The 25,195-nt window shown below is 65.7% G+C and carries 22 protein-coding genes and 1 tRNA gene; 9 read left to right on the top strand and 14 right to left on the bottom strand.

What is annotated here, in order from left to right:
• Positions 1–76 precede the first annotated feature (76 nt).
• The 4 genes from HNP98_RS11060 to HNP98_RS11075 form a co-directional block, all read right to left on the bottom strand.
• Entirely contained in the window at positions 77–484 is a 408-nt protein-coding gene (locus tag HNP98_RS11060; protein WP_173810131.1) for a GNAT family N-acetyltransferase, read from the bottom strand.
• Between the two features lie 104 nt (positions 485–588).
• Positions 589–1,080: a dihydrofolate reductase gene (locus HNP98_RS11065; RefSeq protein WP_173810132.1), complete on the bottom strand. Its 492-nt coding sequence runs from the start codon at positions 1,078–1,080 to the stop codon at positions 589–591.
• 162 nt (positions 1,081–1,242) lie between these two features.
• Positions 1,243–2,163, bottom strand: a complete 921-nt coding sequence (gene fmt / locus HNP98_RS11070) for a methionyl-tRNA formyltransferase (RefSeq protein ID WP_173810133.1) — start codon at positions 2,161–2,163, stop codon at positions 1,243–1,245.
• Between the two features lie 169 nt (positions 2,164–2,332).
• Positions 2,333–3,541 carry an exo-beta-N-acetylmuramidase NamZ family protein gene (locus HNP98_RS11075; protein ID WP_173810134.1) on the bottom strand — a complete coding sequence of 403 codons (1,209 nt, stop codon included), beginning with the start codon at positions 3,539–3,541 and terminating at the stop codon, positions 2,333–2,335.
• A gap of 80 nt (positions 3,542–3,621) precedes the next feature.
• Between HNP98_RS11075 and HNP98_RS11080 the strand changes: the two genes are divergently transcribed.
• Both HNP98_RS11080 and HNP98_RS11085 read left to right on the top strand, forming a co-directional pair.
• Positions 3,622–4,839, top strand: a complete 1,218-nt coding sequence (locus HNP98_RS11080; protein WP_173810135.1) for an ABC transporter permease — start codon at positions 3,622–3,624, stop codon at positions 4,837–4,839.
• A 26-nt stretch (positions 4,840–4,865) separates the two neighbouring features.
• Complete coding sequence (locus tag HNP98_RS11085; protein WP_173810136.1) at positions 4,866–5,861, top strand: hypothetical protein; 996 nt, start codon at positions 4,866–4,868, stop codon at positions 5,859–5,861.
• An 18-nt stretch (positions 5,862–5,879) separates the two neighbouring features.
• Here the strand turns inward: HNP98_RS11085 and HNP98_RS11090 are convergent, their stop codons facing one another.
• Complete coding sequence (locus HNP98_RS11090) at positions 5,880–6,563, bottom strand: peptidoglycan DD-metalloendopeptidase family protein (protein ID WP_173810137.1); 684 nt, start codon at positions 6,561–6,563, stop codon at positions 5,880–5,882.
• 175 nt (positions 6,564–6,738) lie between these two features.
• Between HNP98_RS11090 and HNP98_RS11095 the strand changes: the two genes are divergently transcribed.
• Together HNP98_RS11095 and HNP98_RS11100 are read left to right on the top strand one after the other, a co-directional pair.
• Positions 6,739–7,842 carry a ferredoxin--NADP reductase gene (locus tag HNP98_RS11095; RefSeq protein WP_173810138.1) on the top strand — a complete coding sequence of 368 codons (1,104 nt, stop codon included), beginning with the start codon at positions 6,739–6,741 and terminating at the stop codon, positions 7,840–7,842.
• Positions 7,843–7,995: 153 nt separating this feature from the next.
• Complete coding sequence (locus tag HNP98_RS11100; RefSeq protein WP_173810139.1) at positions 7,996–9,738, top strand: M3 family oligoendopeptidase; 1,743 nt, start codon at positions 7,996–7,998, stop codon at positions 9,736–9,738.
• A gap of 84 nt (positions 9,739–9,822) precedes the next feature.
• On the opposite strand, the gene HNP98_RS11105 is transcribed toward HNP98_RS11100, so the two are convergent.
• The 4 genes from HNP98_RS11105 to HNP98_RS11120 all read right to left on the bottom strand — a co-directional run bounded on the left by HNP98_RS11105 (position 9,823) and on the right by HNP98_RS11120 (position 11,551).
• Positions 9,823–9,987 carry a hypothetical protein gene (locus HNP98_RS11105; RefSeq protein WP_173810140.1) on the bottom strand — a complete coding sequence of 55 codons (165 nt, stop codon included), beginning with the start codon at positions 9,985–9,987 and terminating at the stop codon, positions 9,823–9,825.
• A gap of 172 nt (positions 9,988–10,159) precedes the next feature.
• Complete coding sequence (locus HNP98_RS11110; RefSeq protein ID WP_173810141.1) at positions 10,160–10,621, bottom strand: phosphate-starvation-inducible PsiE family protein; 462 nt, start codon at positions 10,619–10,621, stop codon at positions 10,160–10,162.
• 23 nt (positions 10,622–10,644) lie between these two features.
• Positions 10,645–10,812, bottom strand: a complete 168-nt coding sequence (locus HNP98_RS11115) for a hypothetical protein (protein WP_173810142.1) — start codon at positions 10,810–10,812, stop codon at positions 10,645–10,647.
• Positions 10,813–10,930: 118 nt separating this feature from the next.
• On the bottom strand, positions 10,931–11,551 hold the full coding sequence (locus tag HNP98_RS11120) for a Clp protease/crotonase-like domain-containing protein (RefSeq protein ID WP_173810143.1): 621 nt from the start codon (positions 11,549–11,551) through the stop codon (positions 10,931–10,933).
• 326 nt (positions 11,552–11,877) lie between these two features.
• Here HNP98_RS11120 and thiL point away from each other — a divergent pair, with 326 nt between their 5' ends.
• Complete coding sequence (thiL, locus tag HNP98_RS11125; protein ID WP_173810144.1) at positions 11,878–12,906, top strand: thiamine-phosphate kinase; 1,029 nt, start codon at positions 11,878–11,880, stop codon at positions 12,904–12,906.
• A 144-nt stretch (positions 12,907–13,050) separates the two neighbouring features.
• Here thiL and HNP98_RS11130 read toward each other — a convergent pair whose 3' ends face one another.
• A complete protein-coding gene (locus HNP98_RS11130) occupies positions 13,051–13,425 on the bottom strand; it encodes a hypothetical protein (RefSeq protein ID WP_173810145.1) in 375 nt (124 codons plus the stop codon).
• 47 nt (positions 13,426–13,472) lie between these two features.
• Here HNP98_RS11130 and HNP98_RS11135 point away from each other — a divergent pair, with 47 nt between their 5' ends.
• The gene (locus tag HNP98_RS11135; RefSeq protein WP_173810146.1) at positions 13,473–13,895 is read left to right on the top strand and encodes a hypothetical protein; all 423 of its coding nucleotides are present in this window, start codon (positions 13,473–13,475) and stop codon (positions 13,893–13,895) included.
• On the opposite strand, the gene rlmD is transcribed toward HNP98_RS11135, so the two are convergent.
• From rlmD to HNP98_RS11150, 3 genes are all read right to left on the bottom strand, one after another.
• On the bottom strand, positions 13,896–15,308 hold the full coding sequence (gene rlmD / locus HNP98_RS11140) for a 23S rRNA (uracil(1939)-C(5))-methyltransferase RlmD (protein ID WP_173810147.1): 1,413 nt from the start codon (positions 15,306–15,308) through the stop codon (positions 13,896–13,898).
• 165 nt (positions 15,309–15,473) lie between these two features.
• Positions 15,474–18,947 carry a gliding motility-associated C-terminal domain-containing protein gene (locus tag HNP98_RS11145; RefSeq protein ID WP_173810148.1) on the bottom strand — a complete coding sequence of 1,158 codons (3,474 nt, stop codon included), beginning with the start codon at positions 18,945–18,947 and terminating at the stop codon, positions 15,474–15,476.
• Positions 18,948–19,024: 77 nt separating this feature from the next.
• Positions 19,025–21,298 (bottom strand): GEVED domain-containing protein, encoded by a 2,274-nt coding sequence (locus HNP98_RS11150; protein ID WP_173810149.1) that lies wholly within the window; start codon positions 21,296–21,298, stop codon positions 19,025–19,027.
• Positions 21,299–21,508: 210 nt separating this feature from the next.
• Here HNP98_RS11150 and HNP98_RS11155 point away from each other — a divergent pair, with 210 nt between their 5' ends.
• On the top strand, positions 21,509–22,309 hold the full coding sequence (locus HNP98_RS11155; protein WP_173810150.1) for an SDR family oxidoreductase: 801 nt from the start codon (positions 21,509–21,511) through the stop codon (positions 22,307–22,309).
• A 281-nt stretch (positions 22,310–22,590) separates the two neighbouring features.
• On the opposite strand, the gene HNP98_RS11160 is transcribed toward HNP98_RS11155, so the two are convergent.
• Positions 22,591–23,310, bottom strand: a complete 720-nt coding sequence (locus HNP98_RS11160) for a hypothetical protein (RefSeq protein WP_173810151.1) — start codon at positions 23,308–23,310, stop codon at positions 22,591–22,593.
• A 129-nt stretch (positions 23,311–23,439) separates the two neighbouring features.
• Between HNP98_RS11160 and HNP98_RS11165 the strand changes: the two genes are divergently transcribed.
• Both HNP98_RS11165 and HNP98_RS11170 read left to right on the top strand, forming a co-directional pair.
• A tRNA-Lys gene (locus tag HNP98_RS11165) sits at positions 23,440–23,512 on the top strand.
• A 1,394-nt stretch (positions 23,513–24,906) separates the two neighbouring features.
• The gene (locus tag HNP98_RS11170) at positions 24,907–25,191 is read left to right on the top strand and encodes a hypothetical protein (RefSeq protein WP_173810152.1); all 285 of its coding nucleotides are present in this window, start codon (positions 24,907–24,909) and stop codon (positions 25,189–25,191) included.
• Positions 25,192–25,195: the final 4 nt, after the last annotated feature.

Below are 25,195 nucleotides of genomic sequence, written 5' to 3' on the forward strand. Positions count from 1 at the left end.
TTTTCGCGCTGTGTGGCTAACAAAAAAGCCGTCCCCAGGACGGCTTTTTTGCGTTCATGCGTTTGGGGCCCCGGCGCTACGGCAGCGCTTTGTGCAGCCGCACGTAGGGAATACCCTCCTTTTGGTACGCCGGCCCGTCGGGGCCCAGGCCGAACCGCTCGTAGAACGGCAGCGTGGCCAGGCGGGCGCTGCACCAGATGCGGCGGGCCCCTAGCCGGGCGGCTTCGGCCAGCACGTGCCGCAGCAGGGCCGTGCCCAGGCCCCGGCCCTGGCAGTCGGGCCGGGTAGCAAACTTGCGGAACTGCGCCACGGGGCCCTGCACGAACAGCGAAATCACCGCCACCAGCTCGTCGTTTTGAAACGCGCCGAAGTGGAGCCCCGCCGGGTCTTCGGGCAGGTGGCAGTACGCCGGGGGCTTGTCGGGCCACAGCACCTGGTGGCGCAGCGGGTAGGTAGCCGCGTAGGGAATGGGGCGAAGGTCCATTTAGTTGTCGGTTGCTGGTTGTCGGCAGTCAATCTTGTCAGGTCGGCAAGCTGAGCTTGCCGAAGCATGACGGCCTGGGGCCTCAAATCCTTCAACGGTAAAAATCAGCGCCGCCGTAGCGTGACGAAGCTGAAGGCGTAGGCGTGGTCGGCGTCGGCCTCGTGCCGCTCGCGGGTTTCCTCGCGCCACTCAGTGGGGGAGAGGGTGGGGAAGGTGGCGTCGCCCCCGAAAGCGTGGTGCACTTCGGTGAGGTACACCACATCGACGGCCGGCAGGGCCTCGCGGTAAATCTCGCCGCCGCCGATGACGCAGACCAGCTCCGCGTCCAGCTCCTGGGCGCGGGCCAGGGCCCCCAGCACCGACGCGGCGGCCTCGCAGCCCGGGGCGGCCCAGCCGGCCCGGCGCGTCACCACCAGGTTGGGGCGGCCCGGCAGGGCCCGGCCGATGCTGTCGTAGGTTTTGCGGCCCATCACCACCGGGTGGCCCAGCGTGAGGGCCTTGAAGTGCCGCAAATCGGCCGGCAGCCGGCCCCAGGGCAGCTGCCCGTCGCGGCCAATAACGTCGTTTTCGGCCACGGCCACTACCAGTGCTACCATCTTGTCATTTAACATTTAGTTCCTGTATTCCAATTGATGAGGCCGTGTAACGAATACAATCGAACGTCATGCCTCGGCTGCGCTTGGCATGACGTTCAAAATCTAGTCTTAAACAGCCGAAGTCTTAAACAGCCGAAATAATTACCCACTGTTTGCCTACCATTAATTGATTTTATTGCCCCGCAGAAACTCCTCCACGCCCAGGCGCTTCTTGCCTTCGGCCTGCACGTCGAGCAGGCCGAGCCAGCCGTCGGCGGCCCGCACGCGCAGGTAGCGGCGGCCGTCGGTGGCCCAGGTGCCGGGCGCTTCTTCGGAGGCGGCGGGCAGGGCTTCGGCGCGGAATATTTTGAGCGTGCGGCCGTCGGGCAGCGGCGCGAAGGCCGCGGGCACGGGCGAGAGGCCCCGCACCCGGTTCACCAAATCGACGGCCGATTGGGTGAAGTCGAGCCGGCCGGTTTCCTTGTCGATTTTGGGGGCCGGGCGCAGGTCGCCGCCCGTTTGCTGGGGCAGGGCGGGGGCCGTGCCGGCCGCCAGGGCCTCCACCGAGCGGCGGGCCAGCAGGGCCCCGGCCAGCTTCAGCTTTTCGTAGAGCGTGCCGAAATCGTCGGCGGGCGCGATGGCCACGCGGTCCTGGAAAATGAGGTCGCCGGTGTCGATTTCGTGGCGCAGAAAGAAGCTGCTGACGCCGGTTTCCGTCTCGCCCCGGATGAGGGCCCAGTTGATGGGGGCCGCGCCCCGGTACTGCGGCAGCAGCGAGGCATGGATGTTAATCGAGCCCAGCCGGGGCATGGCCCACACCGCTTCGGGCAGCATCCGAAACGCCACCACCACCTGCACGTCCGCGCCGTAGCTTTTTAATTCGGCCTGAAATTCGGGCGATTTCAGGTTGGTGGGTTGCAGCACGGGCAGGCCGTGGCCTTCGGCGGCCGCCTTCACGGCCGAGGCCTGGAGTTGGCGGCCGCGCCCGGCGGGCCGGTCGGGGGCCGTGACGACGGCCACCACCCGGCCGCCCGGCCAGCCCAGCAGGGCTTCCAGGGTGGGCACTGCAAAATCGGGCGTGCCCATGAAAACGATGTTCAGCATATAGAAAAGGTATTTGCTTAATTATTTGGGTTAAAAAAGGCCGTCATGCTGAGCGCAGCCGAAGCATCTCTACTGCGGCAGTAATCAAGATTAGTCAGTGGGAGAGATGCTTCGGCTGCGCTCAGCATGACGGCCTTTTTTTATCAATTTTCCACCGTCACCAAAAGCCTCACCGCTCCGGGTACAGCAAATACTTCCGGCGCAGTTGCTTGTAGCGGCCCAGCGCGGGCTCCCAAGAGTCGCGGATGTCGGCCTCGGAGCGGCCGGCGATGATTTGCGCGCGCAAGGCCGGGGTGCCGCTCAGCTGCTCGAAGTACTTGGTGAAAAAATGCTCCTGGTCGGTGCTTTGGCGGTAGAAATCGAGCAGGTACTGCACCGAGAAGCCGGTGGGCGGCACCGGGGCCCCGCGCAAATCCAGCCCGTAGCACAGCTGGCCGTTGAGCGGCGGCGCGGGCGAGCCGGCGTTGGGCCGGGGGGTGAACGAGAACGGCCGGCTGGCCGGCTGCGCGGGCCCCCCGATGGCCTCGAACGGGAAATCGGTGCCGCGGCCCACGCTCACGTTGGTGCCCTCGAACAGGCACACCGTGGGGTAGAGGGCCACGGCGTGGGGCGTGGGCAGGTTGGGCGAGGGCCGCACGGGCAGGGCGTAGGGCGTGGCGTGGGTGTAGCCGGGGCCCAGCGGCACCACCGTGAGGCGGCAGCGCCGGCCGCCGGCCAGCCAGTGCTCCCCGTTGATCATCTTGGCCAGCTCGCCCACCGTGAGGCCGTGGGCGACGGGCAGCGCGTCCTGGCCCACGAACGAGGCCTGGGCCGGCTCGCGCACGGGGCCGTCCACGGCGCTGCCGTTGGGGTTGGGCCGGTCGAGCACGACGACGGCTTTGCCCTGCTCGGCGGCGGCTTCCATCACCAGGTGCAGGGTGCTGATGAAGGTGTAGAACCGGGCCCCCACGTCCTGGATGTCAAACACCAGCACGTCCACGTCGGCCAGCATTTCGGGGGTGGGCTTCTTGGTTTTGCCGTACACCGAGCGCACCGGCACGCCGCTGCGGGCGTCGCGCCCGTCCTGGATGGTGGCCCCGTCGGCCGCCTCGCCCCGGAAGCCGTGCTCGGGCGCGAAGATGGCCGTCACGTGCACGCCCCGGCTGCGCAGCGTGTCCACGAGGTAGGCGCGGCCCACGCGGCTCGACTGGTTGACGACCAGGCCCACGCGCTGGCCGCGCAGCAGCGGCAGGTAGCGGGCCAGCCGGGCGGCCCCCACCACGGGCGCGGCCGCGGTGGCCGGGGCCCCGGGCGCGGCGGGTGGGCGGGGGCCCGGGGCCCCGCAGGTGCGCAGCGCCAGCAGCAAGGCCAGGAGTTGGGTTGAATTAAGGACGAGCATACCGGCAGCCGGGTAGTTTGCGTAAAAAGCCAAAAGTCCGGGTTTGGGGGTCCGCAATCTGCGTAGCTTTACGCCACCGCATGAACGTTGCCCGCTACATATCGCAGAAAATCGACGGAGGGGCCGACTCTAGCTCCTTTACTTCGTCGGTCACAAAAATAGCCATCATCAGCATCGCCATGGGGCTGGGCGTGATGATTGTGTCGTTTGCCATCCTGCAAGGGTTCCGCAACGAAATTCAGAGCAAGATTTTCTCGTTCGGGGCCCACCTCCAGATTTCGCGCTACGACACCAACAACTCGCTTGAAGTGGCCCCCATCGGGGCCCCCTCGGTGGAGCAGCGCCTGCGCCGGTTCGGGCAGGTGAAAACGGTGCAGCCCTACGCCTACAAAACGGCCATCATCAAAACCCCCGACGAGGTGCTGGGCGTGGTGATGAAGGGCATCGACGAGCACGGCGGCCCCTCGCCCATGCGCCAGAACCTGGTGGCGGGCCGGTTTCTGGGCTTCCCCGCCGACTCGGCGAGCAACGACGTGCTGCTCTCGCGCAAAATGGCCAACAAGCTGAACCTGGCCGTGGGCAGCGAGGCACTGTTTTATTTCATTCAGAACCCGCCCCGCATCCGGCGCTTCCGCGTGAGCGGCATTTACCAGACCGGGCTCGACGAGTTCGACGAGGCCTACGTGGTGGGCGACATCCGCCAGGTGCGCGAGCTGAACGCCTGGCCCGACTCGCTGGTGGGCGGCCTGGAGGTGGTGCTCAAGGACTTCAAGCGCCTCGACCGCACCGCCGAACAGCTCTACGAGGCGCTGCCCTACGACCTCAAAATCGACAAGATCACCGACCAGTACGCCCAGCTCTTCGACTGGCTGCAGCTGCTGAACCGCAACGTCATCATCTTTCTGGTGCTGATTATTTTCGTGGCCACGTTCAACATGGTGGCCACCATTTTCATCATGATTCTGGAGCGCACCAACATGATTGGCGTCCTGAAGGCGCTGGGCGCGACCGATAACCAGATTCGGCAGATGTTCTTTTTCCGGGGCCTCTCGCTCACGGTCCGCGGCATGGTCATCGGCAACGTGGTGGGCCTGGGCTTCTGCGCTGTGCAGTACTTCTTCAAGCTCATCCCCCTCGACCCCCAGAACTACTACATGGACCGGGTGCCGATTTTCTGGGACTTCAAGGTGCTGCTCATCCTCAACGTGGCCACCTTCGGCACCACCCTGCTGGCCATCCTCATCCCCACGTACTTAATCTCGCGGATTAAGCCGGTGGTGGCCATCAAGTTCGATTAAATGTTTTATTAAATGTTTTCTAGTAGATGCGTCACCAAACCCTGGAAGCTCCCGGCCTGCAAACCATCGCTTGGGTGGGTGATGCCCTCGTGGACTGGGCCTGCGCCGGGCAGCTCTACGGCCTGGATGGCGAGCGCCGCCAGCTGGGGGAATCTCACTACTCCTTTAGTTTCGACCGGGCCCTGACTTCGACCGATGGCCAGTACGCTTTCCTTTACCAGAAGCTCGGCACCAAGGGCTTGCTGCTGAAAAACGGGGAAATGCTGCGGGAAATCAACCGCTCGTATTACCACGCCGAAACCTACGAGTACCCGGCGGCCTTCGTCACGGTGGAGGGCACTACTTACCTGGTGCATTGCCCGGTGGAGTACTGCCAGCTCGATTTTGAAAACGTGGAAACCGGCGAGCTGGTCACCAACACTCCGGCCCGCAGCCCGACCGACTTCTTTCATTCCCGGCTGGAAATCAGCCCCGGCGGCACCTACCTGATGAGCAAGGGCTGGTACTGGCACCCGTGGAACGGCATCCAGGTGTTCGACATTTGGGCGTGCCTGCGCGACCCGCTGCTGCTGGACAACTGCCTGGAAATGAGCCCCGAAACGGGCAGCGAAATCAGCTCGGCCGGCTTCGTCACGAACAACACCGTTTTGCTGGTAGCTTCCGGGGAAGACAGTGCGCAGGAGGACGAAGACGAGGACGAGGTCGATGCCCTGCCGCCGGGCCGCCTGGCCGTTTGGAACGTGGAAACCAAGGAATTCTCCCCCGCCGTAAGCTCTCCGTGGCCGTTCGGCAATGTGTTTCCCATCGACGAAAACCGGGCCTGGGACCTCTACCAATACCCCAAAATCATCGATATCAAAACCGGGGAGGTGCTGGCAAAGCTGGAATTGCTGAATACCGGCCGGCAAAGCTCGTCCATCATCCGCTACCTCGATTTCGTGCCGGCCATCGTGTTCAATCCGCAAACCAAGCGCATCGCTGTAAAAATCGACAACCAGGTAGAGGTACTCTCCGTGGATTAGAGCCCGAGCAGGCAAATGTCATATTAAGCGGCTCCGCAAAATTAGATTTGGGTCGGGGCACAGCGCCGCCCAGTGCGCCCGCTCCTCCACCCGGGCCACGCCGGGGAAATCCCCTTGACGGCCTTGCAGGTCCAGCATTAGTTGGAAGTGCAGGTGCGGGGGCCAGTCGCCGTTTTCGGGGTAGGGGCCCACAGTGGCGAAGGCCTCGCCGGCCGCCAGCGCCTGGCCCGGCCGCAGCTGCTGCCACTCCCGGCGGCCCAGGTGGCCGTAGAGGCTGTAGAACGTGGTGCCCGCCAGCGCGTGCTGCAAGATGACCGTGGGGCCGTAGTCGCCGAAGTTGTCGTTGTCGGCCAGGCTGTGGATGGTGGCGGGCAGCGGCGCGGCCACGGGCGTGCCGGCGAGCACCCACACGTCCACGCCCAGGTGCAGGGAGCGGGCCTGCCCGGGGCCCCCGAAATGGGCGCTGCGGCGGTAGATGACGCGGTTTTCGAGGTAGCCGCCGAGGCCGGTGGCGGCGTGCTGGGCGGCCAGCATCTGCTGCACCACCCGGTCGAAGGCGGGGGTGTCGCGCAGGTGCTCGGGCGTGAGCAGGGGGTTGGCGGCGGTGAAATCGAGGCGGGCCGCGCTGGGGGCCCCCAGGGGCACGGGCAGCACCGGCGCGGCCGGGGCCTGCGCCAGGGCGCGGAGGAAAGAATCGGGCATGGCGGGCAAAATTTTGGCGGCCGCGCGGCGTGGGCAAACCGCCGGGGCCGCGGCAAGTTACTTTTGTGGCCCGGTTCCCGGCCGGCCAGCGGCCCGCCGCGCGACAATTCCGGGACTTCGCTGTTACAGACGCCGGGCCCCGCCCCGCTTCCTTGTCCATTACCTATTCCCCCCGATGTACCAAACCCTGACCGTAGTTGCGCTGACCCAGGAAACGCCCGATGCCATCACCATCCACCTGGAGCGGCCCGACCGGCAGCCCGTCGCGGCCCAGCCCGGCCAGTTCCTGACCCTGATTCTGCCCTGCGGCCCCGGCGGCAAAAAGGAGCGCCGGGCCTACTCGCTCAGCAGCACCCCGCACGAGGCCCCGCGCCTGTCCGTCACGGTGAAGCGCGTTACCGGCGGCCTGGTCAGCAACTACCTGCTTGACACCGTGCGCGTGGGCCAGCCGCTCGAAGTGATGAACCCGCTCGGCAACTTCACCCTCAAGCCCAGCCCCAAGGCGGCCCGCTCGCTGGTGCTGGTGGGGGCCGGCTCGGGCATCACGCCGCTCATGGCCATGCTCAAGGCCGTGCTGCACGGCGAGCCCGCCAGCCACGTGCTGCTCATCTACGGCAACCGCAACGAGGAAAACGTCATCTTCCAGGACCAGCTCGCGCAGCTGGAGGCCGGCAGCCGCGGCCGCCTGCAGGTGGAGCACGTGTACAGCCAGCCGCTGCGGCCCGCCGGGCCCCACCAGCACACCGGCCGCCTCAACCGCACCACGCTGCTGCGCATCCTGGAGCAGCGCCACCAGTTCCCGGCCGAACAGGCCGAGTACTTCATTTGCGGGCCCGAGGGGCTGATGGCCGAGGCCCGGGCCGCGTTTGCCCTGCTGGGCGTGCCCGAGGGCCGCATCCACTCCGAGAGCTTCGCCGCCTCGACCAGCGCGTTCGAGGAAGCCGCCGTGGCGGCCGCCGGCCTGCACGGCGACGTGTCGGCCAGCGCGGCCGATGCGCCCGCCGGGGCCCGCCGCGTCACCATTCAGTACGAGGGGGCCGAGTACGTGGTGGCCATTCCCGCCGGCGTCACGATTCTCGACGCGGCCCTCGACCAGGACATCGACCTGCCCTACTCGTGCCAGGCCGGCGTGTGCACCGCCTGCCGGGGCAAGTGCCTGAGCGGCAAGGTGCACCTCGACGAGCGCGAGGGCCTCTCGGACTCGGAGCTGAAGCAGGGCTACATCCTGACCTGCGTGGCGCACCCCCAAACCGACGACGTGGTGATTGAGATTGGCTAGCCGCCGCCCCCGCTTTTTGGGGAAGCGCCCGGTCGCGCTTAACTTACCGCCGCAAGATTTGTTCCCCGGGGGGCCGTTCGGCGCGGCTATTGCTGCGTAAAGAAAAATTTGGTTTATTCCCCGACGCTCCGGGCGTCCACTACCACACTGCCCATGCTGCTTACCGCCGAACCCACGGCCGCCTCGGCCACCGACACCCAGCGCCCCCCGCGCCACTACGTGCCCGAAGATTTTCAGGTGACCGACTGGGCCGCGCTGGAAACCTACTTCCAGGAGCTGGAAGCCCGGCCCGTGGCCTCGGCCGACGCGCTGGAGCGCTGGCTGCTCGACCGCTCAGAACTGGAAGCGGTGCTGAGCGAGGACCTGGCCTGGCGCTACATCCGCATGACCTGCGCCACCCAGGACGCGGGCCGCTCTGAAGCCTTTCAGTACTTCGTGAACGAGATTGAGCCCCGCGTGGCCCCCTACGACCACGCCCTCAACGAGAAGATGCTGGCCTCGCCCTACCTCGGCGGGCTCGACGAAAAGCGCTACGGCGTGTTCCTGCGCTCGGTGCGCCGGGCCTCGGAAATCTACCGGGTGGAGAACATCCCGCTCAAAACCGAAATCAGCACCAAGCAGCAGCAGTACGCCGCCACCGCCGGGGCCATGACCGTGACCCTCGACGGCCAGGAGCTGACGCTGCCCCAGGCCGCCGACCGCCTCAAGAGCCCCGACCGGGCCGTGCGCGAAACCGCCTGGCGGGCCGTGCAGCAGCGCCGCCTGCAAGACGCCGTGGCCCTCGACGCGCTGTTCACGGAGTTGGTGGGCCTGCGCAACCAGGTGGCCCTGAACGCCGGGTTCGAGAACTTCCGCGACTATATGTTCGCCGCGCTGGGCCGGTTCGACTACACGGCCCAGGACTGCTTCAACTTCCACCGCGCCATCCGCGAAACGGTGGTGCCCCTGATTGACGACCTCGACCTGGAGCGCCGCCAGGACCTGCGCCAGCACGCCCTGCGCCCCTGGGACCTCGACGTGGACCCCAGCGGGCAGCCGCCGCTGCGCCCCTTCGCCACCGGCGCGGAGCTGCTGGAGAAGACCATTGCCGTGTTCCAGGCCCTCGACCCGTACCTGGGCGACTGCCTGCGCACGATGCGCCAGATGGGCCAGCTCGACCTGGAAAGCCGCAAGGGCAAGGCCCCCGGCGGCTACAACTACCCGCTGGATGAAACCGGCGTGCCCTTCATCTTCATGAACGCCACCAGCAGCCTGCGCGACGTGGTGACCATGCTGCACGAGGGCGGCCACGCCGTGCACAGCTTCCTCACGCGCCACCTGGCGCTGGGGGCCGACAAGCACCCGCCGTCCGAAGTGGCCGAGCTGGCTTCGATGAGCATGGAGCTGATTAGCATGGACCAGTGGCACGTGTTTTTTGAAAACCCGGAGGACCTGCGCCGGGCCAAGAAAACCCACCTCGAAAGCGTGCTCGAAACTTTTCCCTGGGTGGCCACCATCGACAAGTTCCAGCACTGGATTTACGAGCACCCGCAGCACACCGAAGCCGAGCGCCACCACCGCTGGACGGAGATTTTTGACGAATTCAACCAGCGCACCGTGGACTGGTACGGCCTGGAGAACATCAAGCCCTACCTCTGGCAGAAGCAGCTGCACCTCTACGAAGTGCCCTTTTACTACATCGAGTACGCCATGGCCCAGCTCGGGGCCATTGCCGTGTGGCGGCACTACCGCCAGGACCCCGCCGAGGGCCTGGCCGCCTATAAGCGCGCCCTGGCCCTGGGCTACACCGCGCCCATCGGCCAGATTTACGCCGCTGCCGGCATCCGCTTCGATTTCAGCACCGACTACCTGCGCACCCTGGCCGACTTCGTGCGCGAGGAAATGGCGGCGTTGTAAACGACGATAGTTTCAATCAAAAAAGCCGCCTGGAGTAATCCGGGCGGCTTTTTTGATTGAAACTATTACCAGTCGTGGCAAGGGTTAGTGGCGGTCGTAGTCGCGGTGATCGTCGCGGCGGTCGTGCCGGTCGTGGTGCTCGCGGCCGTAGCCGGGGCGGCGCTCGTGCACCACGCACGAGGTAATGGCAAAGCTGCCCGCCACCACCAGGGCCAGCGGCAACAAGCGGCGAAATGAAAAAATGGACATGTCGGGACGGATTAAGTGGCAAAGTGCAGAACTAACCGAAGTTCTTATTGGCTTGAAACGCCGGCGAACCGCGGGTCGTTGCGCACAATCTGCCAACCCACCTGATTATTGGATGAACCCCGCCTTTACGCCGCCCGGCGTGCCGGTGCGGTGCCCGTAGCCGGGAAGCGCATCAGTTGTTGCCGGCCGGGGCATTTTCTTTCGGGGGCTTCAGCTCGATGCGCCGGTAGATGGAATAGCCGGCCGTGAGGGCGATGGCCAGGAACCCCAGCCCCAGCAGCGTGAGGGGGTTGGCCTTGTCGAAATCCATCTGGATGACGTGCCGCGACACGGCGATGATGGCCACCTGGAATACCACATCGGTTTTGATGACGTGGTCCTGGAAATAGGTTCGAATCGACCCAATCAGTTCGACGCCCAGCACGATGATGAGGAACCCGCCGAAGACCTCGTGCATGACGCGCTGGAGGTAATCGATGGAGGCATCGGGGTGGAAATAGCTGCGAATGCTCAGGTAAATGTCGTAGGCGTACTTGGCAGTGGCCAGCAGGATGACGCCCATCATAATGAAAATGAGCGCACCAAAGATGGTGCGCTCGAAGTACGGGTACACCGCGTCAATGATTCGTTTCATCCCTGCCCAACTGCCGGGCGCGGCTAGTTGTTGCCGCCGGTGCTGCCAGTCGAGGCCGTGGGGGTTTTGGACTTGCCGCACTGGCCGTTGGGCCGGGGGTCGCCCTCCTTGCTCCAGCAGGAAGTGAGCAGGAGGGTGCCCAGGGCCACCAGGGGCAGCAGGCGACGAAAAGCAGGCGTAGAATTGCGCATGGGAACAGGGAAAAAAAGAGGGAATTGACCAAGGAGCCGCGCCTTTCGGGCGATGCATCCGCTTGAAAGTTACGGCCTTCCAGTCAATTACCCTTCTCCTGGCTTTATTGGCCGGGCCCTACTGAATGGTGAACAGCGGCAGCGGCTGCGGTACCGGGTACTTGCCGCCGAAGTGGGCCACGTCGGCTTGGTGCAGGGCCAGGTAGGTGTTGTATTGCTTGGCGGCGCGGTCGTACTGCACCCGGTAGCCCACCACGCCGGCGTCGAGCTGCTGGAGGCCCTCCACGAAGTTGCGGGCATTGTCGGTGGGGGCGGCCCCGCCCGGCGCGGCCAGCGGCAGCAGCACGTGCAGCAGCGAGTCCTGGGCGGCGTCGTAGGCGTCGATTTGGGCCGAGGGCAGCGCCGTTTGGGTGTAGCGGCGGGCCTTGAGGCGGGCGTTGGCCGTGCCCAGGGCTTCGAGCCGGGCCTTGTCGAACCCGGGCTGCTGCGCCAGCTCGCGCAGCAGCAGGCGCGTGAGGCCAATTTTCTGGTCGTCGCTGGCCACCATCGTGCGCCACTTGGCGTCGGCCGAGTCGCGCAGCACCGTCAGCTGCGACTGCACGGCGGTGGCCGAAGCGGGGTCGGCGGCCGCGGCGCGGGTACCGCCGTCGCGCTTGCACGAAGCGGCGCAGGCCACCACCAGCAGCAGGCCGCTCAGCACGGATTTAAGGGGAAAAGCGGAACGAAGCAGGCGCGGCATAACGACGGGTAGAAATGGTTGGAATGACAACGGCAAAGGTAGCCGCCCGGTATCCGCGCGGAAGGTTTTTGGAGGGTAGGAGGGTGTGGGGGTAGGCGGGAGTGGGGCGGATAGGAGGGTAGGAGAAGGAGTGCGGGCGAAGGGTAGGTTGCCCAGGAAATCGTCAGGACGTTCAATAGTGAATGTCCAAACTGCCCGAACAGCGTCAACCAGTCCCTCCCCACACTCCCCGCGTCCCCCCAGGGCCCCCGGCCAAACGCCCCGGGGGGCCCCGGCCGTACCTTTGGGGCCGGGCCGCCACCGGCCCGTTTCCCCGCGCTCCGCCCATGCCCGACCTCACCCCGCTCCACGCCCTCGGCGAATTTGGCCTCATCCGCCGCCTCCAGCAGAAAATTACGCTCACCCAGCCCGGCACCGTGCTCGGCATCGGCGACGACGCCGCCATCCTGGCCCCCACCGCCGGCCAGGAAGTGGTGATGACCACCGACCTGCTGGTGGAAGGCGTGCACTTCGACCTCACGTTTTGCCCCCTCAAGCACCTGGGCTACAAGGCCGTGGCCGTGAACGTGTCCGACATTGCCGCCATGAACGCCCTGCCCACCCAGCTCGTGGTGGGCCTGGCCGTGCCCGCCCGCTTCTCGGTGGAGGCCGTGGAGGAGCTGTACGAGGGCCTGCGCCTGGCCTGCGAGGCCTACGGCGTGGACCTGGTGGGCGGCGACACCACCACCACCCGCGCCGGCCTCACGCTGGCCATCACGGTACTGGGCCAGGTGCCCGCTGGCCAGGCCGTGCGCCGCTCGGGCGGCCAGCCCACCGACCTGCTCTGCGTGAGCGGCGACCTCGGCGGGGCCTACCTGGGCCTGCAAGTGCTGGAGCGCGAGAAACAGGTGTTCCTGGCCGACCCCGAGGCCCAGCCCGAACTGGGCAACTATGAGTACGTGGTGCAGCGCCAGCTCCGCCCCGAAGCCCGCCTCGATGTGGTGCACGAGCTGCGCGAGCTGGGCCTGACTCCTACCAGCATGATCGACGTGTCCGACGGCCTGGCCTCGGAGGTGATGCACCTGTGCGCCGCCAGCGGCACGGGGGCCCGGGTGTTCACCGACAACATTCCGGTGGCCAACCCCACGCTCGAAGCCGCCGCCGAGTTCAACCTCGACCCGCTAACCTGCGCCCTCAACGGCGGCGAGGACTACGAGCTGCTCTTCACGCTGCCCCTCGCGGCCTACGAGAAAATCAAAAACCACCCCGACATCACCATCATCGGCCACCTCACCGAGAAAAGCGACGCCGTGAATCTCGTCACCAAAGCCGGCCAAGCCGTGCCCCTGCAAGCCCAAGGCTGGAAAGCGTTTTAAGGTAGCAGTCACCGGCTCCCCTCTGTCATCCTGAACGCAGTGAAGGATCTGAGGACAGCGAAACGGGACGCAGTAATTAATTACTGCGTCCCGTTTCGCTGTCCTCAGATCCTTCACTGCGTTCAGGATGACAGAAGGAAGAAATTAATCCTCCGGGTACGGCACAAATACAAACTTTGTGAATTCCTCATCCAGCACAAACAGGCAGCAAAACTCGTCGGAGTTTTTATAGTTTTCCTCGAAACTATCGATGCCATCGGCACCGATAATGCCTTGCTGGATAAATAGTTCGACGTAGCTGGCGTACACGTGCCACTGCAAATTTAGCTCGTCGGCATTCACCAGCAGGCTGCCCAGCGGCACCTCCTGCTTGGCAAACACGAAGATGGGATACTTGCTGATGTCGCGCTTGCGAATCTGGTACGACGCCTCCTTCAGCGTATCGGATACGGTGGCAAAATCCTTGGTGATGGTGCCGAGGTATTTGCCGTTCAGTTCAGGGTCGTTGAAGTAATCCATATAAATGAAACGCGGCTTACTTTGCCGGCGAAACGAGAGCAATTGATATGACTTGGGAAATCAATTCCTACAAAGGAGCAGGGCCAATTCTATTTGGGACTCAGCGCGAAGCTATTCGCAGACTATTCGCTGAGGAACCCAATTCTTTCAAGAGAGGTGGATATGAACTAACTGACTATTTTCAAGCAACAGGGGTTTTCATTATCTACGACGAAAACGATAGTTGTGTAGCAGTCGAATTCACCAAACCAGCAATTGTAAGCTGGCAAGGCAAACAGTTGTTTCCAGTACCATTGAACGAATTGTTCGATTATGTACGCGAGAGAGATGAAGAACTTGAAGAAGATGAAAGCGGCTTTACTTCTTACAAGAATGGTATCGGTTGCTACACAGAAGACATTGAAGAACTCGAAGAGCCAGCTGAAACAATTATTTGCTTTCGGCACGGCTATTACGATGCCTCCACCTAATTACCGCAGCTCCAGCAGCACCACGTTTTCCACGTGGTGGGTGTGGGGGAACATATCCACGGGCTGCACGCGGGTTACGCGGTAGGCGGGGTCTAATAATTCCAGGTCGCGGGCCTGGGTGCCGGGGTTGCAGCTGATGTACACGATGCGCGGGGTGCGCAGCTCCAGCAGGCGCTGCACCACGTCGGGGTGCATGCCGGCGCGGGGCGGGTCGGTGATGATGAGGTCGGGGCGGCCGTGGGTTTCGGTGAAGGCGGCGGTGAGGATGTCCTTCATGTCGCCAGCGTAGAACTCCGTGTTCGTGATGCCGTTAATTTCGGCGTTCACGTGGGCGTCGGCCACGGCCTGCTCCACATATTCTACGCCGATGACCTTGCGGGCCCGTTTGGCCACGAAGCTGGCGATGGTGCCGGCCCCGGTGTAGAGGTCGTACACTAGCTCGTTGCCCTGCAAATCGGCGAAGTCGCGGGCCACTTTATACAGCTGGTGGGCCCCGGCGGAGTTGGTTTGGTAGAAGGATTTGGGGCCGATGCGGAAGCGCAGGCCTTCCATGTCCTCCTCGATGTAGGGCTTGCCGCGGTAGCACACCACCGCCAGGTCGTGGAAGGTTTCGTTGCCCTTGTCGTTCAGTACGTAGTTGAGCGACGTGATTGCGGGGAACTTGGCCAGCACCGCGTCCAGCAGCGGCTCGATGGCGTCGTCGGCGCGGTAGCACTGCAAAATCACCATCGTCTCGCCGGTGCTCTGGGCCGTGCGCACGATGAGGTTGCGCAGCAGGCCGGTTTGGCGTACTAGGTTGTTGAAGGCCAGACCGTGCTCGTGGGCGTAGGCGCGGATGAAGAGGCGGATTTCGTTGCTCGGCTCGGGCTGCAACCAGCAGTGCTCCACGTCGATGATCTTGTCGAACCGGGCCGGGGTGTGGAAGCCCACCACCTCGCGGTTGTAGGTGCGCGAGTCGTCGTTGATCTGCTCAGTGGTCAGCCAGCCGTTGTCGCTGAACGTGAATTCGAGCTTGTTGCGGTAGTAGGTGCGGGCCGGCGAGGGCAGAATCTGGGCGATTTCGGGCAGCTCGACCTTGCCGATGCGGGTGAGCTGGTCTTCCACCTGCTGCTGCTTGTAGCGCAGCTGCGCGTCGTAGCCTAGGTGCTGCCACTTGCAGCCGCCGCAGGTGCCAAAGTGCTGGCAAAAGGGCTCCACCCGCAACTCCGAGTACTGGTGAAACTTGGTGGGCACGGCCTCCAGAAAGTTCTTCTTGGCCTTCGTCACGCGCAGGTCCACCACGTCGCCGGGGGCCACCTGGCTCACGAAAATTACCAGGTTCTCCAGGCGCACCAGGCACTTGCCCTCGGCCACCATGTCCTGAATTTTGACGTTGCGCAGCAGCTCGGCGGGGATATTTTTGAATTTGCTCATAAGGAGCTGCAAAAATAGCCCCCGGAATGCCTGAACCGCAGATTAAGTGGATTTAACGGATAAGAACGGATTTCTTGAGGCCATCTTGGGGCCCTAGGTGGGCCGGTTAGTGCCTCTCACAATCCGTTCTTATCCATCAAATCCACTTAATCTGCGGTTCAGAAATCACTTCACTACTTCTACCCAGCCTTTGGTGCTGGTGCCGTTGGGCAGCTTGAAGAGGTAGTAGTACATGCCGGCTGCCACGCTGGCGTCGTCGCCCCAGGTGTTTTGGTAGTTGGCGGTGGTGTACACCTCGCGGCCCCAGCGGTTGAAAATGGTGAGCGTGTTGCCGGGGTACAGGGCCACGTTGTCGATTTCGAGGCGGTCGTTGCGGTGGTCGCCGTTGGGGGTGATGACGTTGTAGAACGCCAGCGGGCTGCCGAACGTCGCGGTGGCCTCGTTGGAGTTTGAGAGCAGGGGCGTGGCGTCGGTGCTGAAGGCCACCACCCGGAAGCCCTGCGCGAAACCCGCGCCGCTGCTCGCGCCCGGGGCCCCGTTGGGCACGGCGTAGGCGAGCGTGGTGGCCGATACGGTGGCCAGCAACTCGGCCGGGCCACCGTCGAGGCGGCGGTAGAGGCGGTAGCCGCCCACGGCGAAGCCCACGTAGGGGTTCCAGGCCAGGGCCACGCTGCCCTGGCGGTAGCTGCCCGCGCCGGCCGTGGCGGTGGCTTGCAGGCGCACGGTTTGGGCCACGGCGGTGGCCAGCACGGTGCCGCAGCCGTTGGCCACGGAAAGCTGGTACTCGTAGGAATTGGCGTTGGCGTCCAGGGCGTTGGCGTCGGTGAAGGCGGTGGCGGTGGGGGCCGTGGTGCCCACCACGGCAAACGCGCCGGTGCCGGCCACGCGGCGCAGCACCTGCACCTGGTTGGGGGTGTTGCCGCCGTTGGGCACGCGGTAGGCCAGCACCACGCGGGCGTTGCTGGTGGCATCTACCGAAGCCGTGGTGAGGCCGATGGTGGGCTGGTCGAGCAGGATGTTGAGGCTGGACGCCGCCGTGCCCGTGCAGCCGAACGCGGACGTTTCGACCACGCTCAGCGACCGGGCCGGGGCCCCCGACGCGAACTGCACCGCCACCTGCCCCGTGCCCTGCCCGCTGAGCAGGGTGCCGCCCACCACCGTCCACTGGTAGGTAGCAGTGGCGCTGGCCCCGGCCACCGCGTAGGTGCCCGTGAAGGCCTGGGCCGCGTCGCAGATAAACGCCGGCCCCGTAATGGTGCGCTGGGGCGGCAGCGGGTTCACCGTCACCAGCACCGAGTCGCGGGCCGGGCAGCCCTGGACCGTGGTGGCCACCAGGCGGAATTTCACCACCACCGGGGCATTGGTGGCGTTAGCGGCCGTGTACACAGGCTGGGCCGCGGTGGCGCTGCTCAGGCCGGCGGCCGGCGTCCAGGCGTAGGCGAAGCCCGCCTGGGCCGGGGCCCCCAGCGCCACGGTTTGGCCGGCGCACAGGGTGCGGGCCGGGCCCGCGCTCACGGTGGGCACGGGGCTGACGGTGACGGCCACGGTGCCCGTGGCCGTGCAGCTGGCGGCGGAAGTAACCGTCAGGGTATAAACCGTGGTGCTGGGCGCGCCGGTGGCGTTGGCCAGCGTGGCCGTGGGGTTGGCGATGGCCGGGTTGCTGAGGCCCGTGGCCGGCGACCAGCGGTACGCGTAGCCCGCTACGGCCGGGCCGCCCAATTGGATAGTGCCGCCCGAGCAGATGGTGGCGGCGCTGCCCGGCACCGCCACGGGCAGCGGCAGCACGGCCACCGTCACCTGGGCCGTGCCGGGGCAGCCGCCGGCCGGGGCCGTGCCCGTGAGGGTGTACACGGTGGTTTGGGTGGGGGCCACCACGAACGGCCCGGGGCCCGCCTGGGTGGCGCCGCCCCCGGTGAGGGTGTACGGGCCGCCCCCGCCCGCCACGGCCAGGGTGGTCGAAGCGCCCAGGCACACGCTCAGGTTGCCCGTCACGGCCAGCGCGGCGGCCGGGAGGACAGTTACCGGCAGGGCCACCGAATCGGTGAGGCAGCCGTAGGCGGAGGCCCCCCGGGCCACCAGCCGGCCGGGGCCGGCCGCGCCCCACAGCACCTGCACCGTGCCGCCGGTGGCGCTGCCCACGAAGGTGCCGCCCACCACGCGCCAGCGGTAGGCCGGGGTGCTGCCCCCGCCCACGGTGTAGGCGTGCGCCGTCTGGGGGCACACCGCGGCGTCGCCGGCCAGGCCCGTGGGGGCAACTGCCCGCGTCACGGTGATGCGCAGCACGTCGGCCGCGATTTTGCCGTTGCAGCCGGTGTCCTTCACGGTCAGGGCCACGTCGTAGGGCGTGGCGCGGGCGTCGCCGCAGGCCGAATTGTACACGAACGTGCCCGTCACGGTGCCGGTGCCGGCGGCCGTGGCCGTGCCCGTGAGGTTGCCCGGGGCCACCGTGCCGGCGTTGCCGTTGAACGTGGCGTTGAAGCCCCCCGCGCCGTCGAGCAGCACGCTGTTGGCCGTGAGCACCAGCGGGTGGCCGTCGGGCTGGGTGGCCGTGACGGGAATGCTCAGGGCCTGGCCTTCCTCGATGGTGTAGGCCCGCGGGGTGGCGAGGGCCGAGGGCAGCACCGGGGCCCGGGTGGCGGGGCACATGGCCACCACCAGCTGCAAGTCGCGCCGCGTGGTGCCAATCAGCACCTCCCGCCCGTTGATGGTGCGGTACTCGGCCACGTCCACCGCCACCACGTACTTGCCCTGCGTGGCCGCGCCGTAGCGGGCCACGCCGGTGCTGGCGTTGAGCAGCGCGAAGTTGCCCGGCCCGGTGCCCAGCGGGTTGGCCAGCGAGTAGCCGCCCGGGTTGTAGCCGATGGCCAGCGGCAGGGGCGGAAACACCACGGGCAGGTTCGGCCCCGAGCCCTGAAACGCGCCGTAGGGCGTGCCAAACGAGTACACCAGCCGGTCGCCGTCGGCGTCCACTGCGTTGTTCAGGCTGATGGTGGTGTCGCCCTGGCACACGATGGCCACGGCCGTGTCGGCAAACACGGGGGCGTGGTTGGGCAGCAGGGCCGGGGCCATGCTCGTGTACAAGGTCAGGGGCTGGTTGTTGTTGCCGGTGTTCAGGTTGGTGACGTCCACGTTGCGGGCGCTGCGCGTGAACACGGCGTAGTAGCCGTCGAACGACACGGGCAAATTCACCACGCCCACAAACTTCTGGAGTCGGAACGGCTGGGTGGGCCCCGTCACCGTACAGTTCGCGCCCGTGGACGCCTGCAACCGGTCCGAGATGGTGTAGGTGGTGATGTCCATGAAGCCCGGGGCCCCCCCTTGGCTGATGATGCGCGGGTAGTTGGTCGGGTTCAGCACAATCTGGGCCCCGGTGGTGCGGTTGTAAATGCCCACCATGGCGGTAGCGTTGGGCGCGGCAGGAGCCGGGGTAGTTGCGGTGGCCAGCAGCGCGTTGTTGTAAATCGTCACCATTATCTCGTAGCGGAACGGCGCGGCGGCGGGCCCGTTGGCGTCGAGGTAGCGGTAGCTCATTTCACCGCCCAGCAGGTGGGTGGCCCGCGCCGGCCCGGCCAGGCCCAGCACCAGCAGGGCCAGCAGCGGCAGCCATTTCCAAAAACGCCGGAGTACGGGTGTTGCCATAAAAAAGTCAGCAGAAGAAGACGCATCTAAAAAAATCTCGCTGCGGCGGGCAAAAAGGCCCCGGCGGGGCCCCGCCGCTACTCGCGCACCACGCGCCGCACCGCCACCTGGCCGCGGGCGTCGCGCAGGCGCAGCACGTACACGCCCGCGGCCAGGGGCCCCAGGTCCAGGGCGGCGTCGGTGCCCGGGGCCAGGCGCAGGTCAATGCGCAGCAGGGTGGCCCCCAGCAGGTTTTGCACCTCGGCGGCGTACGCGCCGGCGGCGCTGGCATCGGCCAGGCGCAGGCGCAGGCGGCCGTCGGCGGTGGGGTTGGGGGCCACCGTGAGGCCGGGCAGGGCCGCGGCCGCCGCGGTGGCCGTGGCGGTGGCCGGCTGGATGACCAGGGTGTAGTCCTCCACCTCGCCGTTCACGAGGTTGGCGGCGCAGGGGTCGGGGGCCGGGGTGGCGTTCGGGGTCACCTCCACCCGCAGGCGGGTGGGGCCGGCCAGGGCCGTGGCCGGTAGCGTAAACGTGCCCGTATAGGTGTTGTTGTAGGTGGAAACGTTGAACAGCAGCTCGTTGCTGGAAAAAACGCCGTCCTGGTTCAGGTCGGCCCAGGCCGTGGTGCGGTGGGTGACGTAGAGGTTGGTGGCCACCGTGAGGGCCGCCGTGGCCCGCGCCGCCAGCGTAATGGTTTGGGCGGTGTAGTTGCCGTAGCCGCCGGGCTCCAGCCCGCTGGCGTTGCCGAAGCCGCCCGGCGTTGCGCCCACGTTCGTTATCCAGAAAGGGCTGGGGGTGCCGGCCGTGAACCCCGCCCCGTTCGAGGCGCAGTAGGTCAGGCAGGGCAGGCTGATGAAGAAGCCCGCCTGCGAGGTGCTGCCCGTGCCGTTGGCGTTGGTGGCCGCGAGGGCTACGGTGTAGCCGCCCGCGGCGGCAAACTGGTGGCTGGGGTTCTGCAAGGTGCTGGTGGTGCCGTCGCCGAAATCCCAGCGCCAGGCCGTGGGCGCGTTGGCGCTTTGGTCGGTGAACTGCACGGGGTTCACGCAGCCGCCGCTTACGTAGGTCGAGGCAAAGGCGGCCACCGGCGGGTCGGGGTTGGCCTGCGGCACCACGGTGTAGTCTTCCACCTGCCCGTTCAGGGGGCTTTTGCAGGGCTGCGGGTTGCTGCCCGCGTAGTCGGCCACGAGGCGCAGGCGCAGCGGGCGGCCCGCCGCGGCCGCCGCCGGCAGGCGTAGCGAAAAGACGGGGCTGGCCGTGTTCAGGGCCTCGCCCACCAGCTCGGTGGCGGCAAAGGCCCCGTCGTTGTTCAGGTCGAGGTACACGCGGGTGTCGTGGGCGGCGGTGCCGCCCGTCGTCACCAGCAGCGGGTAGGCCACGCCCACGGTCAGGGACGTTTGCTGGGGGCAGGTGAAGTCCTGGTAGCCCGCGCTGCCGTCGGCCGACGCATTATCAATGGTGCCCAGCCGCACCCGCACCACGCCGTAGTTGCAGCAGTAGGCCGTGGTGGCCGGCGCGCAGGTGGCGGCCCCCGGTACCGCGCCGTTGTAGGTAATGGCGGTGGCGGCGCTGGTGCTGGTGCCGTTGGCGTTGGTGGCCGTCAGCCGCACCTGGTACGTGCCGGCGGCGGCAAAGCAGTGGCCGGGGCTCGGGAGGGCGCTGGTGCTGCCGTCGCCAAAATCCCAGCGCCAGGCCGTGGGCACGTTCTGGCTGGCGTCGGTGAACTGCACGCAGCCCGAGCAGGTGGTGGGGCCGTCGGTGGTGAAGGCCGCCACTGGCGGGGCCGTGTTGGCCACCAGCGTCACGGCGTAGTCCTCGTCCTGCGAGTACTGGGGCGTCGAGCAGGGCGTGGGCACGGGGCTGTTGGTGTAGTCGGCGGCCACGCGCAGGCGCAGCGGCACCCCGGTGTGGGCCGTGGCCGGCGGGGCAAACGCGGCGGTGTGCAGGCCGCCGGCCGTGGCCGTGCCGGTGGCCGGGTTGGCGGCCATCACCAGCTCGGCCACCGGGTCGAAGGCCCCGTCGTTGTTGTAGTCAATCCAGGCCAGCACCGTTTCGGTGTTGTTGAGGCTGGTACGCACCGTGAGGGTGTAGCGCTGGCCCACGGCCAGGGCGGCGGCCGTGGCGGTGCTGGGCGTGCGGCAGCTGTAGTCCTGGTAGCCGTCGGCCTGCCCCGCCGTGGTGTTGTTGAGGGTGCCCAGCGTCACGTTGAGGACGCCCATGTTGAAGGCCGCCACGGTGGCCGGGGCGGCGCTGGCCCGGCCGGGGGTGCAGGCCGCCGCCCCGGGGCAGCCCTGGGCGCGGGCCGCCGGGCCCCCCAGCCCCGCCAGCAGTCCGGCCACGATGAAGCATTTCCAGGAGCGTAAACCAGGGCGCATAAGCAGGGGGCGGGGGGGGCAGTTTTTCCGTGGTTAAATGTAAGGCGGAAACCCGGCCCCCTGGCCCGCCAATCGGCCGGTTTTGCCCGTGCGTGGGCGGGTGGCCCCGGTTTGGCCGGCCGGCCCCGGGGGCGGCCGTAGGTTTGCGGCCCCGGGCGTCGGCGGGGGCCCCGGCCGGGGCCCCCGCCGACGCCCTTCACCCCGCTTTCCATGACCCAACCCACCGTTCTCATCACCGGGGGCACGTCCGGCATCGGCCGGGCCTGCGCCCTCGAATTCGGCCGGGCCGGGGCCCGCGTCGTCATCACCGGGCGCGACGCCGCCAAGCTCGCCGCCACGGCCGCCGAGCTGGCCGCCGCCGGCATCGAGCACCGCGCCGTGCAAGCCGACGTGGGCGACGCCGCCGCCGCCGCCCGCGCCGTGGCCGACACCATCGCCGCCTTCGGCCGCCTCGACGTGCTCATCAACAACGCCGGCCTGAGCATGCGCGCCAAGTTTGCCGACGTGGACGTGCGGGTGCTGGAGCAGCTCATGCAGGTCAACTTCTTCGGCACCGTGTACACCACCAAAGCGGCCCTGCCGCACCTGCTGGCCAGCCGGGGCACCGTGGTGGGCATCAGCAGCATTGCCGGCTACCGGGGCCTGCCGGGCCGCACCGGGTATTCGGCCTCCAAGTTTGCCATGAACGGCTTCCTCGAAGCCCTGCGCACCGAGCTGCTCCCCCAGGGCGTGAACGTGCTCACGGCTGCCCCGGGCTTCACGGCCTCCAACATCCGCCGCGCCGCGCTGGTGGCCAACGGCGAAGCCCAGCACGACACCCCCCGCGACGAGGGTAAGATGATGGCCAGCGAAGAAGTGGCCCGGCGCCTGCGCCGGGCCGTGGCCCAGCGCCGCCGCAGCCTCGTGCTCACCGGCCAGGGCAAGCTCACGGTGTTCCTCAACAAGTGGCTGCCCGGCCTCACCGACAAGCTGGTCCTGGCCAACTTCCGCAAAGAAGAAGGCGAGCTGTGAGCAATTAACACAGCGGTTTTCAGGTCGGCGCACAGCAGCCGCGAACCTTGTGGTTCGTGTTGCTCATTTCATCCCAGCAACTGTTGGGCGGCGACGCGAACTACAAAGTTCGCGGCTGCCGTGCGCTGATCTGGAAACCGCTCTGGCGAGTAACTAAATGAAAAGAGATTCTCAACGGAGCTTTCGGCCATTCCCTGCTTCCATCTTCTATAATGGACTGCTCCATTGCTAACCATTCACTGCCAACTAATTGGATGCCACTTGCATGAAATGAACCGGCTTCATTCCACCACAAACACGTCGGCCGCGCGGATGTAGGCGTCGCGCTGCTGCCAGCGTACTTGCAACCAAATGTCCTGCCGGCCCAGCACCAGCAGGCGGTCGCCCGCGGCGGCCGTGCTCAGCCAGGCCGCGCCCGCGCCCGGCCCGGCCATCAGCACGGCCCCCGGCCGGGCCACCAGGCCCACGGGCCGGGGGGGCAGCGCCAGCAAGTAAGCTCCCGCCAGCCCCAGGAAGCCCGCGTAGGCGAGCCAGGCCCCGGGGCGGGCCCGGCGGCGGTACCAGCCCAGGCCCACGGCCCCCAGCACGGCCCCCGCCAGCAGCGCCTGCAAGCCCGGATAATAGTAGCGCTGGGCCCGTACCCGTAGCTCCTGCTGCCAGGTGGTGGGGTAGCCCACCAGCCGGTGCTGGGCCGCCAAGGCCACCTGCTGCCGCCAGGTATCGAGGCGGGGCTGCCGGGCCTGCGCCATGGCCAGGTACAGCAGCGCGGCCGGGTAGTGGCCCAGTTGCTGCTGGGTGTAAGCCAGCTGCAACAACACCCGCGCCGACGCCCGCTGCCGCTGCCACACCTGCCCCCGCAGCACCGGGGCCGCCGCCGCAAACTGGCCGGCCGCCAGCAGCGAATCGGCCCGGTGCAGGGCGCGGGCTTCGGCGGCGGCGGCCGGCGCTGGTTTTTTTTGCCTCCCGCCATCGGCACTCAATGCCCAGAAAGGCAGCAGCATAAACCCCATCAATAGGGCCCCCGCGAAGTGCCAAGGCGCTTTTTTTTGCGGCAGGGTTGCGTAATCCGAAAGGTCTCCGTACTTTTGTGCCCACAAAAAAGGTAATGTCTTTCTTGTGTTGCCTAAATTGATTCTGTAGCTCAGCTGGTAGAGCAGTACACTTTTAATGTACGGGTCCTGGGTTCGAATCCCAGCGGGATCACAACTTCCCCAATCAAGCAGCCCCGGCCCCGATAGGCCGGGGTTTTTTGTTGTCCAAAAATTAAGGATATTGTCCATAATATATTTATATTATCTATATGATATACAGCCTATAAACACGGCGCTTGCCCAAGCCGCAAATAAAGTTGCCCCGGCTCGCTTCGCCCCCGGCCTGCCACCTCCCCAGCCTGGGGTTCCCGGTCTGCTGGGTCCAGGCCGCCGCTCGGCGCAGGCAATGGGCCCTCAGCGCAGGTATCCAGTGGCGAAGTAGTAATGGACTCCTCGATAACCAGTTAATCAGGTAGTTAATGGATACTAAAAGATTATTCTCGCGGCAGTTTCTCGGTCAGGGGGCACACCAATGCCGCCGTTACGTGCCTCGACCTGAAAATTGTTCTGGGATGTTAACAGCGCAGAACGTTCGCCGTGGACTTTTCAGGTTTTTTCAACGGGTGGTATGACAGAGAACTACTAATCAAGCAATAACAAGACAACTTGGGTAGTCCGGCAGAACAGCCAAAAGCCGCGAATAATGATTTCAGGGGGCATTCCTACGAGCGCGGAGTAGCGGAGCAAGATGCTGTCGACGAAATGCTAAAACTAGTCCGGGCCGGGCCCACCGTAGCCCGCTGCATGCCCAGCAACACCCCCGAGCCGATGAACACAGCGGCAAGGTAGGGTCTGCCCCGCTGCTCAGTGGCCAGTAAAAATCAAGTTTTGGTGCTATTTTTAACTCAAGTTTTTTGGCCGTGTTATATTTTTTGTTACATTTGAATCGACGCCAGTAATTGTATCGCGCAAGCGTTTGTTTAATCCAATATATTCTTGTTCAAAGTCATTCCTATGAAGAAATTTACACTTGCGCACTCGATGTTGGTCATGGGAGTGAGCATCTTGGCTATAAATCTGGTGTTTAACCATTTTTTTAACGTGCCAATGTCCATTAATTACTTTTTTCGTGCCAGCGCTTTGGTAACGATTGTTTTTGGATTTTTAAGTTTCCGTCTAGTAATTGTAGAATAAGTATTATGAGATAAGTTATATTATAAATTCAATATATATTTCTGGCCGGTATTGTACCATTTTGGTGCGGTACCGGCCGGTTGTGTTAACAGCCGGCCGTATTACGGTTGCGCTCCGCCCAACGGGGACAGGGACGAGTAAGTCGGTGTTTAATTTCAGCCCTTTCAACTCAAGGCGGGGCCGCGCCGTCGTTTCGCGGGCGGGGACTCCACTGGTGCCGTGCAACTACCGACCGGGGTAGCGGGTGAGCCCAAGTTTTATTAAATTTAATATTCTTATAAATCAATTATTTAACTAAAAAATGTTGTTGCGGTGGCGTGTGCACGAGGATAAAATAGCCGGCGATGGGCAGAGCTATTTTATCTTTGAATTATGCCAGATCATTCCCCGCGGTTTCTTTCCGTAAGCGACAGGATTCGAGTAGCCGCGGCCCGCGACGTGCTCCACGGCCTGGCGGCCTACGCTGGCCCTCACGTACCCGGTTTTGTGGTGCACTTGCAGCACGATCCGGCCAGGCCCTGGGCCGACCCGGGCGCGGCGGCCCGCTTCGCGGCTTCGGGCTACGCGTCGGTGCCCGCGCTGTGCGTGGTGTTCAGACGGGTGCTGGGCCGGTGGGAATTTGTGCGAATTGAATACGCCGCGCCCGCCGGGCAATAGCGCC

Source organism: Hymenobacter caeli (assembly GCF_013294115.1).
Classification (GTDB): domain Bacteria; phylum Bacteroidota; class Bacteroidia; order Cytophagales; family Hymenobacteraceae; genus Hymenobacter; species Hymenobacter caeli.